Raw genomic sequence first — 18818 nt, 5'->3', positions numbered from 1 at the left:
AAAAACTGTCAGAAATTACTGACAGCCTAATGAAACGTCTATTGTTGCTTTTCAATTACAGTAGCAGCAATTCGTTCAAACTCTTTTTGAATCTCCTCTTTATATGCATCTACTATTGAAAAATCCATAGCAGCAATATAAATTCGTTCTAATTTATCACGAATCGATTTTGCTTTCGCTAAGAAAGACATCGCCTCATTCATTTTTGCTTTATATTGAATGGAAACATCACGAATTTCCTTCGCATATTTCTCATCCGTCCCTGGCGTAACAATAAGGGCATACATATCAATAATTTCATCACCCTCGCGACTTGGAAAATATTCATGTGGTGCGGTGCTATCAAAAATTGCAAAACCTAATTCTCTTACGATAACCATATCAAGACTATTCGGGTCAAATCCGCAATGATATACTTCAACTTCAAACCCTTTTTCTTCAGCTGCCTTAGCTAACTTTTTGAGCATCGTTGATTTTCCAGAGCCTGGGCGCCCTTTTATAAAATAACGATGTGGTAACCCTTCTGTTAAATTAGGAACAAAATCAACTGCTCCTTTCGGTGTAGCAGCTCCTAAAAAACGATGTTTGACAAGCGATTGTCTCCCGCTTTTATCTGCAAATAATTTCTGGATTAGCTGATCGGTTAGTTCATTTGCTTTATTAAAATCTATATTATCAATATATATCTTCTCCCACTCATCATGTATAACCAATGCCTCTTTAAAACGTGCGTAAGCAGACTGAAAAGCTTTGCTTGCTTCTGAAACAAATCTTTCAATTTCTAACTTCTGCTTTCTTAGTTTATCTGAGTCCCAAGCAATTCCTAAATTTATATACTCTTCAACAACTCCTGGCATTTTTGGCTCAATAACATGCGGTGATGTCCCATCAACAATTCCTGCTTTTAATTGTGGGATAATTACACCATCAACCGATTTATTGTCAGAAGAACAATGTAAAAATTCAATATCATATCCTTTTCCAACCCATTCACGACCTATTGCCTTTATTAAAGAAGATTTTCCCGTTCCTGGGCCACCCTTTAAGATAAATAATCTGTCTAATCCTTTTAAATTCTCTTCGTATAAATTGTGAAATCCCCTAGCTGTATTACCACCAGCATAATAATTCAATACATTTCCTGTCACTGCACTCACTCCTTCGCAGCATTGTATTTACATAAGCTACAATATGCGAGCAGCTTTATTTGGGTGAATACCTATTTTGTATTGCACGCAAAAAGGAAATGAATTACAATTTAACTATCGGAAAATTCCGATTTTAAAACTGAATACTTCTTTATCAAGAGAGGCAGAGGGACCGGCCCTTTGAAGCCCAGCAACCTCAGTTTATACAAACTGAATAGGTGCTAATTCCTGCAAAATGCATTGCATTTTGGAAGATAAAACTCAACTAGCATGTAAAGCTCATCTTTCTTGATACTGAAGGATGAGCTTTTTATTATTTGAAAAACATATATTGGAGGTATGTAAAATGAAAGTAATTGATTTATCACAAACATTTGAAAATAATATGTCTCAATTTCCTGGAACACCTAAAATACAACTAGAAGCTGTTACAAGTGTTGAAGAATCAGGATATCAAGTTACAGATTTTCATTCTGTCGTTCATGTTGGCACGCATTGTGATGCTCCTGCGCATTTTATTTCAGGCGCAACGACCATCGATCAATTACCGCTGGATCAATTTGTAGGTGAAGCTGTTCTTATTGATGTAACTCATGTACAAGAACGAAAACTACCTAAAGAAGTACTGCACGATGCTGATATAAAAGAAGGAGATATTGTTATTTTCCATTCCAATCTATCTACTAAATGGAACACGGAGGCGTATGAGAAAGAAGCTTTTTATCTTTCTGAAGAATTAGCCGAGGAACTAGTACAATTAAAAGTAAAATCTGTCGGTTTAGATTTTATTTCTCCTGATGAGGTAACGACAGAAACATCACCAATTCATCACATACTACTTGGGAATAATATTTATTTAATCGAAAACTTAACAAACTTAGATGCCATTCACACGAAACGTTTCTTCTTCTCAGCAGCACCTTTAAAAATTAAAGATAGCGACGGTGCTTTTGCAAGAGCATTTGCTGTAATTTTTTAAACAAACTATACAAAAAAGCAAAGATCATCATTGACCTTTGCTTCTATTTTTTTTATTTAAATTAAGAAAGAATTGCTCAACATGAGGACGTAACCAAGCTAAATAATCCTTCTCTTTCTTCTTTGTACAAGCTATTTCTTCCCCATCTACCATTTCAACAAGTTCTAGTTCTAACAGTTGCTTCGTGAATGCTAACATATTCACTTCTTCGGATGGATACTCTTCTTTTAATTTCTCCTCAATTTCCCCCAATAAAAAACCGTCACGCATCATTGCCAATGCATCAATCCAAAGTGGCGGCATTTCATATTTTTCTCCTGTAATTGTGTCTTTTACAGTATAATTCTTTTGCTCTTTTCGAAATTGAATCGTGTGTAAACATACAGTCGAATTTAATGTTAATTCCATCATACCACCTCTTTCATAATATCTGCATAGAAAAAAGGATGCGTGTGCACCCCTTCTTATCTTTTCATAACACTACTGAACCGCTACATGAGCAATCAATCTCATGTCGATATTTTCCTCCATTATAAACGAAGTATTTTATAAAAAAAACCCTTCTTGAAACATTTTATAAAATGTTTATATTTACACAACAAGAACACTTTTCTGAAAAATCTTTTCTCCCAATACATTAAAAGGTAGGCAAAAAAATTTCTACTTTCGTTCCTACTCCTACACTACTTTGGATCGTGATACTCCCTTGATGTTCCTTAATAATTTTATATGTAATCATTAATCCAAGTCCTGTACCAGTCTCCTTTGTTGTGTAAAACGCCTTGCCGATTTTTTCTAACTTCTCATTCTCTATACCAAATCCTTGGTCTTCAACAGAAATACACAAATGTCCTTGCGTTTTTTGATATGCACGGATATGAATTTCTCCACCCTCTGGCATTGATTCTATTCCATTTTTAATGATATTTAATAACACTTGTTTTAATTGCTTATCATCACCGTTTATAGCCGGTAAATTCCCATCTACTTGTAAATGACATTTAACTCTATATTGCGTTGCATAACTTTCCATTAGATGCACAACATATAGAAGGATGTCTCGTATATTACACCTTTCATAATTTGTTGGCTTTGGTTTTCCTAACAACATCAATTCACTAACAAATCCATTGACTCTTTCAATTTCTTGTAGCATAATGTCGTAGCTCATCGTATCAGTTGGGTTTCTTTCTTTTTGCATTTGCGTAAACCCTTTTAACGCTGTTAACGGATTTCGAATTTCATGGGCAATTGTTGTAGACATAGTCCCAATCACAGCTAAATTTTCCGTCTCTTTCATATTGTTCATCATTTCAACCACTGTTCTTACATAAGATTGAAATCGTTTTAATAAAGAATGTGAAATAATGAAATAAAATACACATAAAACAAGTGGAATTATCACTTTTAAATCTTGTAATAGCAATGTGAAAAATACGTACTTTCCAATTACACTAAAGGACACTAAATAAAAGTATTTTTTATTCACGAAAACTGGGGCAAATAAAATTAATAACATTTCTACCATACTGCCATGTTCAAAAGGTCTATCCGTTCGCAAATAAATCATTAAATTATTCACAAGATTGATAAACATGTACCCAAATAAAAATAAATATTTTACAGAATATACATACCCTCTTTTTTGAAGATATATAGAAATAGGAAATAATGCTATTACAAATATAGGCACACCTACCCCAAGACCACCTTCTGGCCACCCTACCGCTGTTCCACTAATATTCATAGCAGGATATAAAAAATAATATATAGCGTCATATAAAAAGAATATAATATAAAATAATAATATAAATACCTTTAAGGCTCTTCTTTCTTCATAAATCAAGCTCTTGTATTTATTCATATAAAAACTCCCCTTGATCGATACAAAAAACTTTCATTGTTATCTCCTTAAAGTATAAGTATGAAATTGCTTTCAGGGCAATATTTAACCTTATAATACTGAAAGGAAGGAGATCTCTCCTTCCTTTTGGTAACAACTTACATCCATCTTACCCTGTCATGTAACAATCCATCCGTAAAATTATTATGCCCCATTACAAAATCCTTCATATATAAATTTAAATACTCACCGTACTTACTTTCTGTATTTAATAACAACTCCTCGACGTAATAAGCACCTTGTTCGAATTGATCTAAAAGTAAACTGGACAAGCCCGCATAAATCCCGCACCCTACCTGAAAATACGTTGCATTCGTTTTATATTTACGAAAAACTTGGCTACTATTCATCACATTATACATATATGTCTCACTATTTTCATAAACGAGTAACACACCGACCAAGTCCTCTCCAGCAACCTCTTCTTCCGCTGGATTAAACACTTTACGATTCCAGTTCCATAAATCTTCTACTTGATCTAAGTTCTGTCTAATTATATTTGTTGTATACTCATTAATTCGATAAAGAAAACCAACTTCCATATTGAAGTTTTTCCCTAAAATTAATACTTCCTCATGTGGCATTAAACAACCATAGAATTCTTTTTCTCCTAACTTCACTTTATACTCTGAAGAATATACATCTTCATAAAAGTAAAGAGGACGATGATGACTCATATACATCGGATAGCTCCAGATCGCTTCATCTAAAAATCGCTCTACTGCCCATGAAGCATAAAGTGTATGTGGCTTTATAAGTGCTGTATCATTCAAAAATGATGTGTCATGTTCTACAATATAACATGCTCTTGGCCTTTCATTTGGTCGTTCCTTCATAAGCTCAACAACCATCCATTGAACAACACCTGGATTCATACCTGAACCTATAATCGCTTTTGTATTTGTAAATTTCTCTTTCTCCTTCTCAAACCTTGTATATCTTTCCGTAAGCTGAAAACCGATTAAGCTATCGTCCTGATCTACTGCCTCATTTTCCAAGGCTGAATTAATATAACAAATTCCTAGTTCATTACAGCAGCTTAATACTCTAATTGTATCTGCCCCTGAAACATCAATCACAACACTCGTTCTTTTTTCTTTTAAATGTTTTTTAAATTCCACTACATTTTGAAGGTTTATTTCATATAAATATAATTGATCTTTCAAATTCGAAAACAACTCATCGTAATAATTCCTATCTTTTTGTTTTATATCCACCAAATGAAATTTAGCATTCTTTAATACTTCATAAATTGGATCTTTTTCATTTGCTATCGCTTGATTTAAAATTGCTAAAACTGCTTTTGCTGCTCCACCAGCACTACCAAGCAATGTAATTGATAACGAATTCGGAAACTGCTCCACAAACAAAACCCCTTTAATAAATTAGTTGAGCAGCTCCTCCTCAAAAAATAAATTGAATATATAATAAGATAGCTCGTACATATTTCTTTATAAATTAGTGCAAAATTCCCTCAAAAAAATCACACCATAATATATTTATATTCAATTCATTTTCCCCTCATATTCAAATCGAGCTAAACAAATAGGCTCGACCTTTTCTTCTGCATATAAAAGAAAAAGCCAGCCCTTTCAACTAGCTTACGGACAATGGACAGATTTTACATGTTGAATATTTACATACATTTTCGCATCACGTGCTTTTGATATTTCAATATGACCTTCATCAATTTTCGCCATTTTTCCAATTTTATTGGACTCCTCACCTAAATCGAACACCATAATTTTCCCAGCCATTTTAATAAGCTGTTCTTCAAACGTTCGAGCTAACGTAATATTTAACGGATTCACGGGGAGTTCATTTTTATTGAGGGCATAAGGCACTTGATTTTCTTTATACGGAATTAACCATTTCAAGTGTTTTAAAGATATATATACAGTTTTATAAACTGGACTATAAAAAACAATATAATCGTTCATCACACTTGTAACATAACCATGTATTGGAGCATTTCCGGCTACATAAATTTCCGTAAAAATCCCTTTAGATGTACTTAATACTTTCCTCAAAGAAATTGAAGGAGACTCTCTCTTAATTACAGAATCCACATCTGGTTTTGAGATTTCTTCATCATTTGATCTTAAAAACTTATAATATTGTACATGATATAAAGATATATATACGTAGTCTTGTCCATTGTAAAGAACAACGATATCATTTCCTACATCAATTAATACACCTTTAAATCTTTTTTCACCGATTAATTTAACATATATATTTTCTCCAATACTTTTGTTTAACTCATTCATCTATATCCTCCTTCCTATGAATTTCTTCTTATCTGTCTTCCATTTCTAAAAAAATAATCAGGGCAAAGTTCTGTTTTAATAGTAAGTAATTCCTTTTCATACTATCGAAATAAGAAATTGTTCTTCTCTTTCCCTCATAATGCCCCTCTTATTTATTAAACATTATTCATCTTCATTCTTTTTACATTTAACTACTTGACTCACACTCTTAATATGAGACTTAATTACATAAATAACTTCATCGCCGTTTACTAGTGTAATACAGCCATGGTGTACCTCACTTAATAAACCTTCCACACACTCTGGACCGCCACGATTAATTTTTACCCACTTATACTTCAAGTCTTTTAATATATCTAAAAAAGTATCCTCATCGGAGCAGAAACATGAACTATAGCAATCGCCACATTTACTTTCTTTCACTTTCTTCACTAGACTCTTCACATGTTTCAACTGATAATATACTAATTCACCATGAGGTAACTGTAACGTTAGATAATCTTTTCCTAACGATACGAGCTCACCAACTCGACTTTCTGGTCCACGAAGGTTTACTTTTACAGTCTCACCAACTAAACATTTAATTTGGTCACAGCATAATACATTCTCCAATTTCGTATCCCCCTTTCTTATTATCTTCCTCTACTTGATTGTCTTTGTGCACGAGCACGACCTGAATTATCGCTACTTTCCTTACTATCGTCGCTCTCATCACTCTCTCCGCATGCTAAAGCATTATAGTTAACACTTTTAATATGCTTTATTGCAATTAATATAATTTCTTCTTTTACGATTAATGTTACGAAGTCACAAGAAACATCTTGCAAAATGCCTTCCACTTTCTCTGGACCGCCGCGATTAATTTTCACCCAGCAATATTTGAAACTTTCAAGTAGTGCTTCAAAATCTTCTGCACAGGCGCAATCTTCCCACTCACAATCACTTGATCCACATTCTTTCGCATTTTTTGTAATACTTTTTAGATGTTTAAGTTGATAGTAATAAAGCTCACCTTTTTCATTCTTCAATACGAAGTAGTCCTGACATACTGATATTATTGTTCCTTTTTGAGATTCTGGACCACCCCTGTTTACTCTCACAAAAGATCCAATTAAGTCTTTCAGAAAATCACAATGAAATAAACTCACGAGAAAACCCCTTCCATTAATTTATAAGCTTTTGCACTGATAGTATATGTATCTGTACAGGTTACGTTCTCTATGTTTGTCCTAGCTAGAAAAAAATATGCTTTTAACATGGTAGACTACTACCTATCAAAATTTGAAGAAAGGCTAAGAACTCCTTATGTTTTTGATATCTTCAAACAAAAAATCCCTTATGAAGATACATTTCTGCATATCTTCATAAGGGATTTCCCATAGTTTAATCTTCGTCTTTAACATCCATATCTTCTGGAATTGGTTCGTTCAATATTTCTTCCACTAATTGCTTATATTTCTCCATTTGTTCTAAATGCGTATTGAATTGTTCTTTATTTACTAAATATTGCTCTCCATCGAATAGCGCACGAATTTTCTTTTGCTGAATTAACTCTTCAATATACGATTTTGGTAAATTCAAATACTCCGCAGTCTCTTCTATTGTTATATACAATGCGTTCATTCCTTTATTATTTTTTCATCTATACTGTATCTTACTTTACTTTATTTTTGTAAACAAATAAAAAAGATTTTGTAAATGCAGTTCAAAAAGCAGGTAGATGCATTCCATATATTGTATAGTATTATATAGTAAGAATTTTTTAAATATAGAATGGTATTACCCATTTACACAAAGGAGAGTTAACATATGGCTACTCGTCACATCATTACAATGTTAGAAAAAACACTACAAGTTGAAACAGAAAACACAATTTCTCATTTGAATGTATCTTTATCTGATCGTTTTCTTTCTCAAAGCACAGCAATACATGAAAACAATTGTTATCATACAATTGGTGAATGGTACAAAAATCATTTCTTATTCCAACAAGATGATTTCCTTTGGGCTAAATATGCCTTCTATGACGCATATTGTGAAGCCATCCAAAAACAAGGTCATCTTACAAAACGCGTCCGTCAAATATTAGAATCATTGGCTCGAAAACATGGAAAACAATATATTGCTTCTATACTAAATATGCCATTTCCTAATGAACGCGCTAAAGGGACAGCTTAATTTAGCCATGTTCTGCGTAAGCAAAACATAGCTAAATTGTTTTCTAAGATGCTTTACCAATAAAAATGTTCATATCATATGAACTGATGAAACCGGTGTCATTATAATGATTGAAAATATAGTAAACAGGAAAACCCCCACGTACATCTCTCATCCATTTGAATAGAGAAGTATGTGGGGGTATACTTGTTCCTTATTATTTTATCATCTGCTTAATCAGTTCGCGATTTCTCTTCTTAAATACTTCATTATGAGAAGAAACCATTCCGTACTCACTTGCATCTGGTTGGATAAATTGCTTTGCTTTATTCACAGCATTTCCAGCATCTTGGAATGCACCTGCAATTAAGTGTAGTTTCCCTTCGTGCTTTAAAATATCTCCAGCAGCATATAATCCATCTACTGAAGACTCACTATTTGCATTACCTGCAATATAATAATTATCTATAATTGCAACGTCTAACTCACTATTTTCTAATAATGTAATGTCGCGTTCATATCCATGATTAATAATAACTTCATCAATAGGTAAGTGAGAAACCTCACCTGTTTCATGATTTGTTAATTCTACATATTCGATCGCTTCATGATTATCACCAGCAATTAATTTTGTAATCGATGTATTAAAGAAACACTCCGCTGAGCTGTTCATAAGTTGTTTTACTTGTGCTTCATGACCAGATAATTCTTCTTTTCTATAAGTTACATACACTTTTTTCGCAATTGGTTCCAATTCATTTGCCCAATCAACAGCAGAATTGCCTCCACCGGAAATAATAACTGTTTTACCTTTGAAACGCTTTAAAGATTTAACTGTATAATTTAAATTCGATACTTCAAATCGCTCAGCACCTTCAATAGATAACTTTTGCGGTTTCAATATACCACTTCCTGTTGCGACGATAACTGTTTTTGAAAAGTGTTCTTCGCCAGTACTTGTTTTTAATGTAAAAGTACCATCTTGATTACGAATAATCGATTCTACTTTTGTATCTAATACAACTTCTGGCTTAAATGTTAACCCTTGCTGTACAAGTTGTTCAATTAACTTATCACCTGTAACTGGCAATAGTCCTCCTACATCCCAAATCATCTTTTCCGGATACACATGTATTTTTCCACCTAAATGTGGTTGAAATTCTATTATTTTCGTTTTCATTTCTCTGAGTCCACTATAAAAAGCTGAATAAAGCCCTGCAGGTCCTCCGCCTATCACGGTTACATCAAACAATTCTTCTCGATTCATTCGTGCTCACTCCTCAGCTATTAATCATTGATTATCATTCTCAATAAAATATAACCTGTTTCCGCAAAATTTACAATCAAAATTACTATTGACAATACACCTATATAAAATTATATTATTTAAAGAATCAATAGTGATAATCATTATCATTTTGTTAATAATTAGCAAATTTGAGATTACATCTTCTTTTATTAATATGGTTAATACTATATTATAAAATCTCATATTCAAGATTTTTAATAAATTATTTTGCTTTACCACTACTCTTTCAAAAAGATTGCAGTTAAACAAATTATTGTATACACATATCATCTATGTTAAAGGAGAAAGACGATGAAAAAGTTATTTATTTCACTAACAGTCCTTTTCGTTCTTGTTATGAGCGCTTGTAGCAATGGCTCTACAGACAAAAAGAACGATGCAAAAGGTAGTAAATCAGAAACAATTACATACCAATCTGAAAATGGTAAAGTAGAAGTTCCTGCAAATCCAAAACGCGTTGTTGTATTATCATCATTCGCTGGTAACGTAATGTCATTAGGTGTAAATCTTGTTGGGGTAGATTCATGGTCTAAACAAAACCCACGTTTTGATAGCAAACTTAAAGATGTTGCTGAAGTATCTGATGAAAATGTTGAAAAAATCGCTGAACTAAATCCAGATTTAATCATCGGTTTATCAAATGTTAAAAATGTCGATAAGTTAAAGAAAATCGCGCCTACTGTAACATACACTTACGGAAAAGTTGATTACTTAACACAGCATTTAGAAATCGGTAAGTTATTAAATAAAGAAAAAGAAGCAAAAACTTGGGTTGATGACTTCAAGAAACGTGCACAAGAAGCTGGTAAAGAAATTAAAGCAAAAATCGGTGAAGATGCAACAGTTTCTGTTGTAGAAAACTTCAACAAACAGCTTTATGTATACGGCGAGAACTGGGGCCGTGGAACAGAAATCCTGTACCAAGAAATGAAATTAAAAATGCCTGAAAAAGTAAAAGAAAAAGCATTAAAAGAAGGTTACTACGCATTATCTACTGAGGTATTACCTGAATTTGCTGGTGATTACTTAATCGTAAGTAAAAACAAAGATACTGATAACTCATTCCAAGAGACAGAATCATATAAAAACATCCCAGCAGTAAAAAATAATCGCGTATATGAAGCAAACATGATGGAATTCTATTTCAATGATCCACTTACATTAGATTTCCAACTAGACTTCTTCAAGAAGAGCTTTCTTGGTAAATAATACAAACATGAGGAATTCTTAATTTAAGAATTCCTCTTCCTTTATTCTATGAACAGAAAAGATGTGAAACGAATGACAAAAGATCATGACAATCCACGTTCTATAGCTTTTACATACAAACTAATTTTAAGCTTAATTGCATTCTTTCTTATTTTTATGGTTGCAATGGTATTAGGTGCTGCAGATACTTCGATAAAAGATGTATGGTTAGCACTCACTTCCTCCGCTAAAGGAGACAAAATATCTATTATTCGAGAAATACGTTTACCACGTGAAGTTGCTGCTATTTTTGTAGGAGCTGGATTAGCCGTTTCTGGGGCAATTATGCAAGGATTAACACGAAATCCACTTGCGGATCCTGGATTATTAGGGCTATCTGGTGGAGCAAATGCTGCGCTTGCACTGACACTTGCTTTCAACCCTTCCATCAGCTATCTTTACTTAACATTAGCTTGCTTTATCGGTGCGGCAATTGGCGCAATTATGGTATTTGGAATTGGTATGGTGAAAAAAGGCGGCCTTTCTCCTCTTCGAATTGTATTAGCAGGCGCTGCAGTTTCAGCATTTCTACTCGCAATTTCAGAAGGAATCGGCATTTACTTTAAAATTTCACAAGATGTATCACTTTGGACTGCTGGGGGCGTAATTGGAACAACTTGGAGCCAATTAAAAATTATTATTCCAGTCATTTCAATTAGTATCTTTATCGCTATCTTACTAGCAAAAAAATTGACAGTTCTTAGTTTCAGTGAGGAAGTGGCTATTGGACTAGGTCAAAAAATTATTGTTATTAAAACTATTTTATTTATCATTATTATCTTACTTGCAGGTGCATCTGTAGCGCTTGTTGGAAATATGGCATTTATCGGCTTAATGGTACCTCACATGGTACGCCCAATTGTCGGTCCAGATTACCGATTTGTTATACCGATGTCAGCAATTGCTGGAGCTTCCTTTATGCTACTTGCAGATACAATCGGACGTACTATTAACGCTCCATACGAAACACCAGTTGCGGCAATTGTTGCGATTGTAGGGTTACCATTCTTCCTATTCATTGTACGTAAAGGAGGAAAAACATTCTCATGATGCAATCTATTTTAAGAAAACAGCGTCTCATTATACTCGCTTTACTTATAGTAATCATCACAACCATTGTAGTTGGAATGGGACTTGGTTCAGCGTCTTTATCTTATGATCGACTACTCCCAACATTAATGGGGCAAGGGACTTTTAAAGAGGAGTTTGTTTTATACTCTTTAAGACTACCTAGAATTGTCATTACATTATTAGCTGGTATGGCTCTCGCTTTATCAGGGGCTATTCTGCAAGGAATTACCCGAAATGATTTAGCTGAACCTGGTATTCTTGGTATTAACTCTGGGGCCGGTGTTGCTGTTGCTATTTTCTTTTTATACTTTCCAATAGATGTAGGTTCATTTCTTTACTTACTACCTGTAGTTGGATTTATCGGAGCATTTCTGACAGCTGTTCTAATTTACGTATTTTCATATAGTAAATCAACTGGACTTCAACCAATCCGATTAACATTAACCGGTATCGGTTTTGCATTTGCACTATCTGGAACGATGATTGTCCTTATTTCATCCGCGGATCGTATGAAAGTAGACTTTATTTCAAAATGGATTGCCGGAAATATTTGGGGAGATGACTGGATCTTCGTTTTAGCAATGCTCCCATGGTTAATCGTATTCATTCCGTTTATTTTCTATAAAGCAAATCGATTAAACATTTTAGCATTAAACGAACCAGTCGCAATTGGCGTTGGAATTGAAATTGAAAAAGAACGCAGGTACTTATTAGTTGCAGCCGTTGCACTTGCAGCTGCAGCTGTTTCCGTAACAGGAGGAATTAGCTTTATCGGATTAATGGCTCCTCATATTGCGAAATCTTTAGTAGGTCCAAGACATCAAATTTTCATGCCTATCGCCCTTTTAATCGGCGGATGGCTATTATTATTAGCAGATACAATCGGACGAAATATCGTTGATCCTAATGGCATTCCAGCAGGTATTGTCGTTGCTTTAATTGGGGCTCCTTACTTTATGTATTTGTTGCTTAAGAAAGCGTAAAAGACACCCTCAAGATCTTTTCTTGAGGGTGTCTTTGTTTCATTCTACTGCTGCCCATACCCTTCAAACTTCTTCGCCAAATTCTCCATCTCATCTTCTGGCAATAGCTTTGGTTCCCCAATGCTTTTCGTTTGATAATAAATTTGAGCACAAAACTCAATCTCTTCTGCAACAGTAAACGCCATTTTTATATTATTTGCACCAGCAATTAAACCGTGATTTGCAAGTAGCACAGCTCGGCGATCAATCATGCCTTCAAAAGCAGCATCCGCTAATTGCTTCGTACCAAATGTTTCATACGGCGCACAGCGGACATTCGGGCCTGCAAAAGCAATTAAATATGACACAGCCGGAAGCTCCCATCCTAATGACGCAATCGTCTTCGCGTAAGGAGAATGTGTATGCACAAGCGCATTTATATCTTCACGCTTCCTATAGTAAATAAGGTGCATATCTAATTCACTTGATGGTTTTCTCTCTCCTTCTACTACTTCACCATCTAGGTTTAATATAACTACATCTTCAGGCTTTGTTTCATAATACTCTAAACCACTTGGGCTAATCGCAACAAGACCTTGTTCACGATTAAAGATACTAATATTACCGCCCGTTCCCTTTGTTAAACCACTAGAAATCATTTTCTTTCCATACGCTACAATTTCTTCTCTTTCTTTTTGTAATAACATATACATCCCCCTAAGTATGAAGCTTATGATGACTGACTTTTACATTTATCTACTTATTGAAATAGCTTTTTTAAATTCTCCGTAAACGGTGCCTTTACAATCCCTTTTTCTGTAATAATCGCTGTTACATTTTCATGTGGAGTAACATCAAATGCTGGATTATATACTTTACTTTCTGTCGGAGCTGAATATTGTCCGAAACGATTAATCACTTCAGAAGCATCTCTTTCTTCAATCGGAATTTCTTTTCCTGTCGATGTCTTTAAATCAATTGTCGGCGTTGGTGCCGCTACATAAAACGGAATGTTGTAGTATTTCGCTAAAATAGATACGCCTAATGTTCCAATTTTATTTGCTATATCACCGTTCGCTGCCACACGGTCGCATCCAACAATTACAGCGTCAATCTTCCCTTGTGACATGACCATAGCCGCCATATTATCCGTAATGACAGTAACATCAATTCCCGCTCGCTGTAGTTCTAATGCCGTTAACGTTGACCCTTGTAATCTTGGACGTGTTTCATCCGAAAAGATTTTTAAGTCCCATCCTTTTTCTTTCGCTAAGTACATTGGAGCCGTCGCAGTACCATACTTAGTCGTCGCTAACGCACCAGCATTACAATGTGTTAATACTCCCATTCCATCATGGAATAATGTTAATGCATGTTCTCCAATTTGACGGTTAATTTCTTCATCTTCTCTATGAATCTCTTTTGCCTCTTCTAGTAATCTATTTTTCAGCTGTGAGATTGATAAATGAATATTATCTGTCGCTACACTTTCCATTCTTTCAAGTGCCCAAAATAAATTTACGGCAGTCGGTCTTGATGTCGCCAAGTATGTACATACCTTTCTTACTTCATCCATAAATCCTTCTTCCGTACTTTCAGCAAATTCCTTTATCCCTAAATACACTCCATAAGCTGCTGAAACACCAATCGCTGGTGCACCTCGTACTTTCATTACTTGAATGGCATCCCACACACTTTCAGCTGTTTTAAAAGATTCATAAACAATTTCATTCGGTAATAACGTTTGATCTAATAAAACTAAAGAATCATCTTTCCACTGAATTGGTATTAATTGCTCTTCCATCATATTCTCCCCTTACTCCGCGTAGTGCATTGACTGTTCTTTTAACGTTTCTACAAAACTTGTACCCGTTCTATATTGATTCGCTCGTAAAATAAAACTCTTCGCTACTTTAAGACAAATTCGCTCCGCTCTAGCACGTGCTTCCTCATTCTCAATACAAGTAATATCTTTTACTTTCGCTAATCCAACAATACGGCGGATTAATTCAAGACCTGTCACTGCAGCTGTATCCTCTAATACAGATTGTAAATAGGCTTCGTTAAAGCCTTCTTCCTTCGCCATAATCTCGGTCACATGAATATCCCAAGCATCTAAAAACTTCTTCTTAAATAAATCAATTACCTCTACCATCGTAGTTTGTAACCAATCCATATACGTATCTTTCTCAGCTCCAGGTAGCATCGTTGCATCTGCATTCACCCAAGCAAACATTAAATTCGCCATTACATTCCCGACGTCATATCCCATAGGTCCATAAAAAGCAAACTCAGGATCAATAACCTTTGTAGAATCATCTCTTACAAAAACAGAACCAGTATGTAAATCACCATGAATAAGCGCCTGTGCATTCGTCATAAAAGAAAATTTACGTTTCGCTACTTCCATCCGAAGCTCTTTATCACTATAAATATGCTCCCTAATCCATCCCTCATTTAAAGGAAATAACTCATTACGCTTATTATGATTTGTAAATGGTTCTGAATATACGAGGTCCTCTGTAATCTCACATAATTCAGGATTTATATAATTCTTCACAAGTTCCTTCTTCTCTTTATGATTCATTACAACATCCGATGTTAATAAAAGTGTATTTACCATAAAAGTAGTTAAGTCGTCAGCAAGCCGCGGAAATATTTGATGATTTATAAGTGCTGTACGTAATATTGTGTGATTCGATAAATCTTCCATTACGCAACAGTTCATCACACTATCAAATAAATACACCTTAGGAACAAGTCCAGGTGCTAACTCATCCTCTAACTGCAAAACATCTGATTCTATGCGAATACGATTCGTCGACAACTTAAACTCATCTGAAATGCGAGCTGTATCCCCAGCTTGCTTTACGATGACAGACATGTTCTCTTTTTCATCCCAAACGCGGAACACATAATTTAAATTGCCATCACCTATTTCTTTACACTTTAGCCCCTTTGCATGTTCAAACTTAGATAATTTCTCTTTCACATATGCAATCACATCTTTAGCTTCCATTAAAAAATACTTCATGAACTTAGACATGGTTTCCCCTCCACACTAATTGTAAGCGTTTTCTAAAAGCTATAAAAAATAATAGGATTAAATCTTTCATCCTAAAATATATGATCTTCTTTTTGAAATGTATATCTAGGTTTTATTATATCTTGTTAGCACTTTGAGTCAATGTTTCTAACTATTATCGTAATATACTTCCTAATTATATATTTGAGATGACAAAAATTGTTCAAAAAATTTCCGATTCATTTTATTTTATTTATCACAAAATTCTTTGTAAAATAGAAGTAAGCAGTTCCTTTTCAAAACCACAACTTCTAAGAAATATCTCCTTCCTAAGAAATTAAACTTACACACTATCTCTAACATACACACTAAACTTTCAACTACTCATCTAAAATTTATAGACTTAAAATTACCTTTCCATTCCCTGTTAGTCTTAATTGAGAATAAATATTAATTAAATTGGTATAAAGTTGGTTTATTCTCTTGACAAAATAACCACTTCTATATGATAATTAATATCGAATTAGAATTATTATAGTTAATTAAAAAATATATTTTATGAGCACACTATTTTTTGATGCTCAAAACCAACATTTAGGAGGAATTTTAACATGTTATTAATCGGCACAGAAGTAAAACCGTTTAAAGCTAATGCTTACCATAATGGAGAATTTATCCAAGTTACTGACGAAAGTTTAAAAGGAAAATGGAGTGTAGTTTGTTTCTACCCAGCTGACTTCACATTCGTTTGCCCAACTGAACTTGAAGACTTACAAAACCAATACGCAACTCTAAAAGACTTAGGCGTTGAAGTATACTCTGTATCTACAGACACTCACTTCACTCACAAAGCATGGCATGATAGCTCAGAAACTATCGGCAAAATCGAGTACATCATGATTGGTGACCCAACTCGCACAATCACTACAAACTTCAACGTTTTAATGGAAGAAGAAGGTCTTGCTGCTCGTGGTACATTCATCATCGATCCAGACGGCGTTATCCAATCTATGGAAATCAATGCTGACGGTATCGGCCGTGACGCAAGCATTCTTGTTAACAAAATTAAAGCTGCTCAATACGTACGTAACAACCCAGGTGAAGTTTGCCCAGCTAAATGGCAAGAGGGTTCTGCAACACTTAAACCAAGCCTTGACCTTGTAGGCAAAATCTAAGGAGTTCGATCAAAATGATACTAGATGCAGATATAAAAACACAACTATCCCAATACCTTCAATTAATGGAGAACGATATTTTACTTAAGGTAAGCGCAGGAGACGATAACGTATCTAAAGATATGTTAGCTCTAGTAGACGAATTAGCTACTATGTCATCTAAGATTACAGTAGAAAAAGTTGAATTAGAGAGAACACCAAGCTTTAGCGTAAACCGCCCTGGTGAAGACACTGGTGTCGTATTCGCTGGTATTCCATTAGGACACGAATTTACATCATTAGTGTTAGCTTTACTACAAGTAAGTGGACGCGCTCCAAAAGTTGAACAAAAATTAATCGATCAAATTAAAAACATTCAAGGCGAATATCATTTTGAATCTTATATCAGCCTAAGTTGTCATAACTGTCCTGATGTTGTACAAGCTCTTAACGTAATGAGCGTTCTTAACCCTGGTATTACACATACTATGATTGATGGCGCTGCATTCAAAGAGGAAGTAGAAAGCAAAGACATCATGGCAGTACCAACTGTTTACCTAAACGGCGAATCTTTCGGAAGCGGTCGTATGACACTTGAAGAAATTTTAGCTAAAATGGGTAACGGTCCAGATGCATCAGAGCTTTCTGATAAAGATCCATACGATGTTCTTGTTGTTGGTGGCGGCCCTGCTGGTGCAAGTGCAGCAATTTACGCAGCACGTAAAGGCATCCGCACTGGTATCGTTGCTGAGCGCTTCGGTGGTCAAGTAATGGATACTATGGGCATTGAGAACTTCATCAGCGTGAAAAAGACTGAAGGTCCTAAGCTAGTAGCAAGCCTTGAAGAGCACGTAAAAGAATACGACATCGATGTAATGAATCTACAACGTGCGAAACGTTTAGAGAAAAAAGAACTTATTGAAGTGGAACTTGAAAACGGCGCTATTCTGAAAAGTAAGAGCGTAATCGTTTCTACAGGTGCTCGCTGGCGTAATGTTGGCGTACCAGGTGAAGCTGAGTTCAAAAATAAAGGTGTAGCATATTGCCCACACTGTGACGGTCCATTATTCACTGGAAAAGACGTAGCAGTTATCGGCGGAGGTAACTCTGGTATTGAAGCAGCTATCGACTTAGCAGGTATCGTTAAGCACGTAACTGTTCTTGAATTCATGCCAGAATTAAAAGCTGATGCTGTATTACAAGAGCGTCTTAACAGCTTACCAAACGTAACTGTTCTGAAAAACGTTCAAACGAAAGAAATCACTGGTACTGATAAAGTAAACGGTATTTCTTACATCGATCGTGAAACTGAAGAAGTTCATCACGTTGAATTACAAGGTGTATTCGTACAAATCGGTCTTGTGCCAAACACAGACTGGTTAGGCGAAACAGTTGAACGCGTTCGCGGTGAAATCGTAACAGACAAGCACGGCGCTACAAACGTACCAGGAGTGTTTGCTGCAGGTGACTGTACAAATAATCCGTACAAACAAATCATCATCTCTATGGGTTCAGGTGCAAACGCAGCTTTAGGTGCATTTGATTACTTAATCCGTAACTAATAAAAAAACAGGTGCCTTGGCACCTGTTTT

At 34.8% G+C, this 18818-nt stretch carries 19 protein-coding genes and 1 riboswitch; of the genes, 7 read left to right on the top strand and 12 right to left on the bottom strand.

All coding sequences use genetic code 11. The annotated features are described in order from the left end of the window. Positions 1 to 38: 38 nt before the first annotated feature. Positions 39 to 1148 carry a PRK06851 family protein gene (locus NST90_RS02015; protein WP_046392321.1) on the bottom strand — a complete coding sequence of 370 codons (1110 nt, stop codon included), beginning with the start codon at positions 1146 to 1148 and terminating at the stop codon, positions 39 to 41. Between the two features lie 148 nt (positions 1149 to 1296). Beyond that, a riboswitch (SAM riboswitch) is annotated at positions 1297 to 1409 on the top strand. Between the two features lie 85 nt (positions 1410 to 1494). Between NST90_RS02015 and NST90_RS02010 the strand changes: the two genes are divergently transcribed. After that, on the top strand, positions 1495 to 2127 hold the full coding sequence (locus NST90_RS02010) for a cyclase family protein (protein ID WP_000862983.1): 633 nt from the start codon (positions 1495 to 1497) through the stop codon (positions 2125 to 2127). 27 nt (positions 2128 to 2154) lie between these two features. Here the strand turns inward: NST90_RS02010 and NST90_RS02005 are convergent, their stop codons facing one another. The 7 genes from NST90_RS02005 to NST90_RS01975 all read right to left on the bottom strand — a co-directional run bounded on the left by NST90_RS02005 (position 2155) and on the right by NST90_RS01975 (position 7923). After that, positions 2155 to 2535 carry a hypothetical protein gene (locus NST90_RS02005; protein ID WP_000424119.1) on the bottom strand — a complete coding sequence of 127 codons (381 nt, stop codon included), beginning with the start codon at positions 2533 to 2535 and terminating at the stop codon, positions 2155 to 2157. Positions 2536 to 2764: 229 nt separating this feature from the next. Beyond that, complete coding sequence (locus NST90_RS02000; protein WP_046392320.1) at positions 2765 to 3991, bottom strand: ATP-binding protein; 1227 nt, start codon at positions 3989 to 3991, stop codon at positions 2765 to 2767. A gap of 137 nt (positions 3992 to 4128) precedes the next feature. Beyond that, on the bottom strand, positions 4129 to 5394 hold the full coding sequence (locus tag NST90_RS01995; RefSeq protein WP_000434716.1) for a hypothetical protein: 1266 nt from the start codon (positions 5392 to 5394) through the stop codon (positions 4129 to 4131). Positions 5395 to 5631: 237 nt separating this feature from the next. Further along, positions 5632 to 6300 carry a hypothetical protein gene (locus tag NST90_RS01990; RefSeq protein WP_001004284.1) on the bottom strand — a complete coding sequence of 223 codons (669 nt, stop codon included), beginning with the start codon at positions 6298 to 6300 and terminating at the stop codon, positions 5632 to 5634. 162 nt (positions 6301 to 6462) lie between these two features. After that, positions 6463 to 6912, bottom strand: a complete 450-nt coding sequence (locus tag NST90_RS01985; protein ID WP_000432509.1) for a spore coat protein B — start codon at positions 6910 to 6912, stop codon at positions 6463 to 6465. Positions 6913 to 6932: 20 nt separating this feature from the next. After that, positions 6933 to 7448, bottom strand: a complete 516-nt coding sequence (locus tag NST90_RS01980; protein ID WP_000051525.1) for a spore coat protein B — start codon at positions 7446 to 7448, stop codon at positions 6933 to 6935. A 235-nt stretch (positions 7449 to 7683) separates the two neighbouring features. Further along, positions 7684 to 7923, bottom strand: a complete 240-nt coding sequence (locus NST90_RS01975) for a helix-turn-helix domain-containing protein (protein ID WP_002025240.1) — start codon at positions 7921 to 7923, stop codon at positions 7684 to 7686. A gap of 186 nt (positions 7924 to 8109) precedes the next feature. Between NST90_RS01975 and NST90_RS01970 the strand changes: the two genes are divergently transcribed. After that, positions 8110 to 8478, top strand: a complete 369-nt coding sequence (locus NST90_RS01970; RefSeq protein WP_016121517.1) for a hypothetical protein — start codon at positions 8110 to 8112, stop codon at positions 8476 to 8478. Between the two features lie 196 nt (positions 8479 to 8674). On the opposite strand, the gene NST90_RS01965 is transcribed toward NST90_RS01970, so the two are convergent. Further along, on the bottom strand, positions 8675 to 9724 hold the full coding sequence (locus NST90_RS01965) for an NAD(P)/FAD-dependent oxidoreductase (RefSeq protein WP_001078267.1): 1050 nt from the start codon (positions 9722 to 9724) through the stop codon (positions 8675 to 8677). A 333-nt stretch (positions 9725 to 10057) separates the two neighbouring features. Here NST90_RS01965 and NST90_RS01960 point away from each other — a divergent pair, with 333 nt between their 5' ends. Genes NST90_RS01960 through NST90_RS01950 form a run of 3 tightly spaced genes read left to right on the top strand, consistent with a single transcriptional unit; the run spans position 10058 to position 13068 of the window. Then, a complete protein-coding gene (locus NST90_RS01960; protein WP_000732579.1) occupies positions 10058 to 10975 on the top strand; it encodes an iron-hydroxamate ABC transporter substrate-binding protein in 918 nt (305 codons plus the stop codon). Positions 10976 to 11023: 48 nt separating this feature from the next. Further along, positions 11024 to 12064 carry an iron ABC transporter permease gene (locus tag NST90_RS01955; RefSeq protein WP_002025239.1) on the top strand — a complete coding sequence of 347 codons (1041 nt, stop codon included), beginning with the start codon at positions 11024 to 11026 and terminating at the stop codon, positions 12062 to 12064. Then, entirely contained in the window at positions 12061 to 13068 is a 1008-nt protein-coding gene (locus NST90_RS01950; RefSeq protein ID WP_000983753.1) for an iron ABC transporter permease, read from the top strand. The genes NST90_RS01955 and NST90_RS01950 overlap by 4 nt, the downstream gene beginning before the upstream one ends. Positions 13069 to 13112: 44 nt before the next feature. Here the strand turns inward: NST90_RS01950 and NST90_RS01945 are convergent, their stop codons facing one another. From NST90_RS01945 to mtnK, 3 genes are read right to left on the bottom strand one after another with little or no spacing between them, the layout of a single operon-like run. Next, positions 13113 to 13754 carry an L-fuculose-phosphate aldolase gene (locus tag NST90_RS01945; RefSeq protein WP_000926554.1) on the bottom strand — a complete coding sequence of 214 codons (642 nt, stop codon included), beginning with the start codon at positions 13752 to 13754 and terminating at the stop codon, positions 13113 to 13115. A 53-nt stretch (positions 13755 to 13807) separates the two neighbouring features. Then, positions 13808 to 14854 (bottom strand): S-methyl-5-thioribose-1-phosphate isomerase, encoded by a 1047-nt coding sequence (gene mtnA / locus NST90_RS01940; protein ID WP_012593139.1) that lies wholly within the window; start codon positions 14852 to 14854, stop codon positions 13808 to 13810. 9 nt (positions 14855 to 14863) lie between these two features. Beyond that, positions 14864 to 16093, bottom strand: a complete 1230-nt coding sequence (mtnK, locus tag NST90_RS01935) for an S-methyl-5-thioribose kinase (protein ID WP_025710044.1) — start codon at positions 16091 to 16093, stop codon at positions 14864 to 14866. 590 nt (positions 16094 to 16683) lie between these two features. On the opposite strand from mtnK, the gene ahpC reads away from it, so the two are divergent. Both ahpC and ahpF read left to right on the top strand, forming a co-directional pair. Beyond that, positions 16684 to 17247 (top strand): alkyl hydroperoxide reductase subunit C, encoded by a 564-nt coding sequence (ahpC, locus tag NST90_RS01930; protein ID WP_000924420.1) that lies wholly within the window; start codon positions 16684 to 16686, stop codon positions 17245 to 17247. A gap of 14 nt (positions 17248 to 17261) precedes the next feature. After that, entirely contained in the window at positions 17262 to 18788 is a 1527-nt protein-coding gene (gene ahpF, locus NST90_RS01925; protein WP_000599501.1) for an alkyl hydroperoxide reductase subunit F, read from the top strand. Positions 18789 to 18818 lie beyond the last annotated feature (30 nt).

Source organism: Bacillus sp. FSL E2-8900, from assembly GCF_037966225.1.
Taxonomy (GTDB): Bacteria; Bacillota; Bacilli; order Bacillales; family Bacillaceae_G; genus Bacillus_A; species Bacillus_A cereus.
This window is presented reverse-complemented; position numbering and strand designations above follow the sequence as displayed.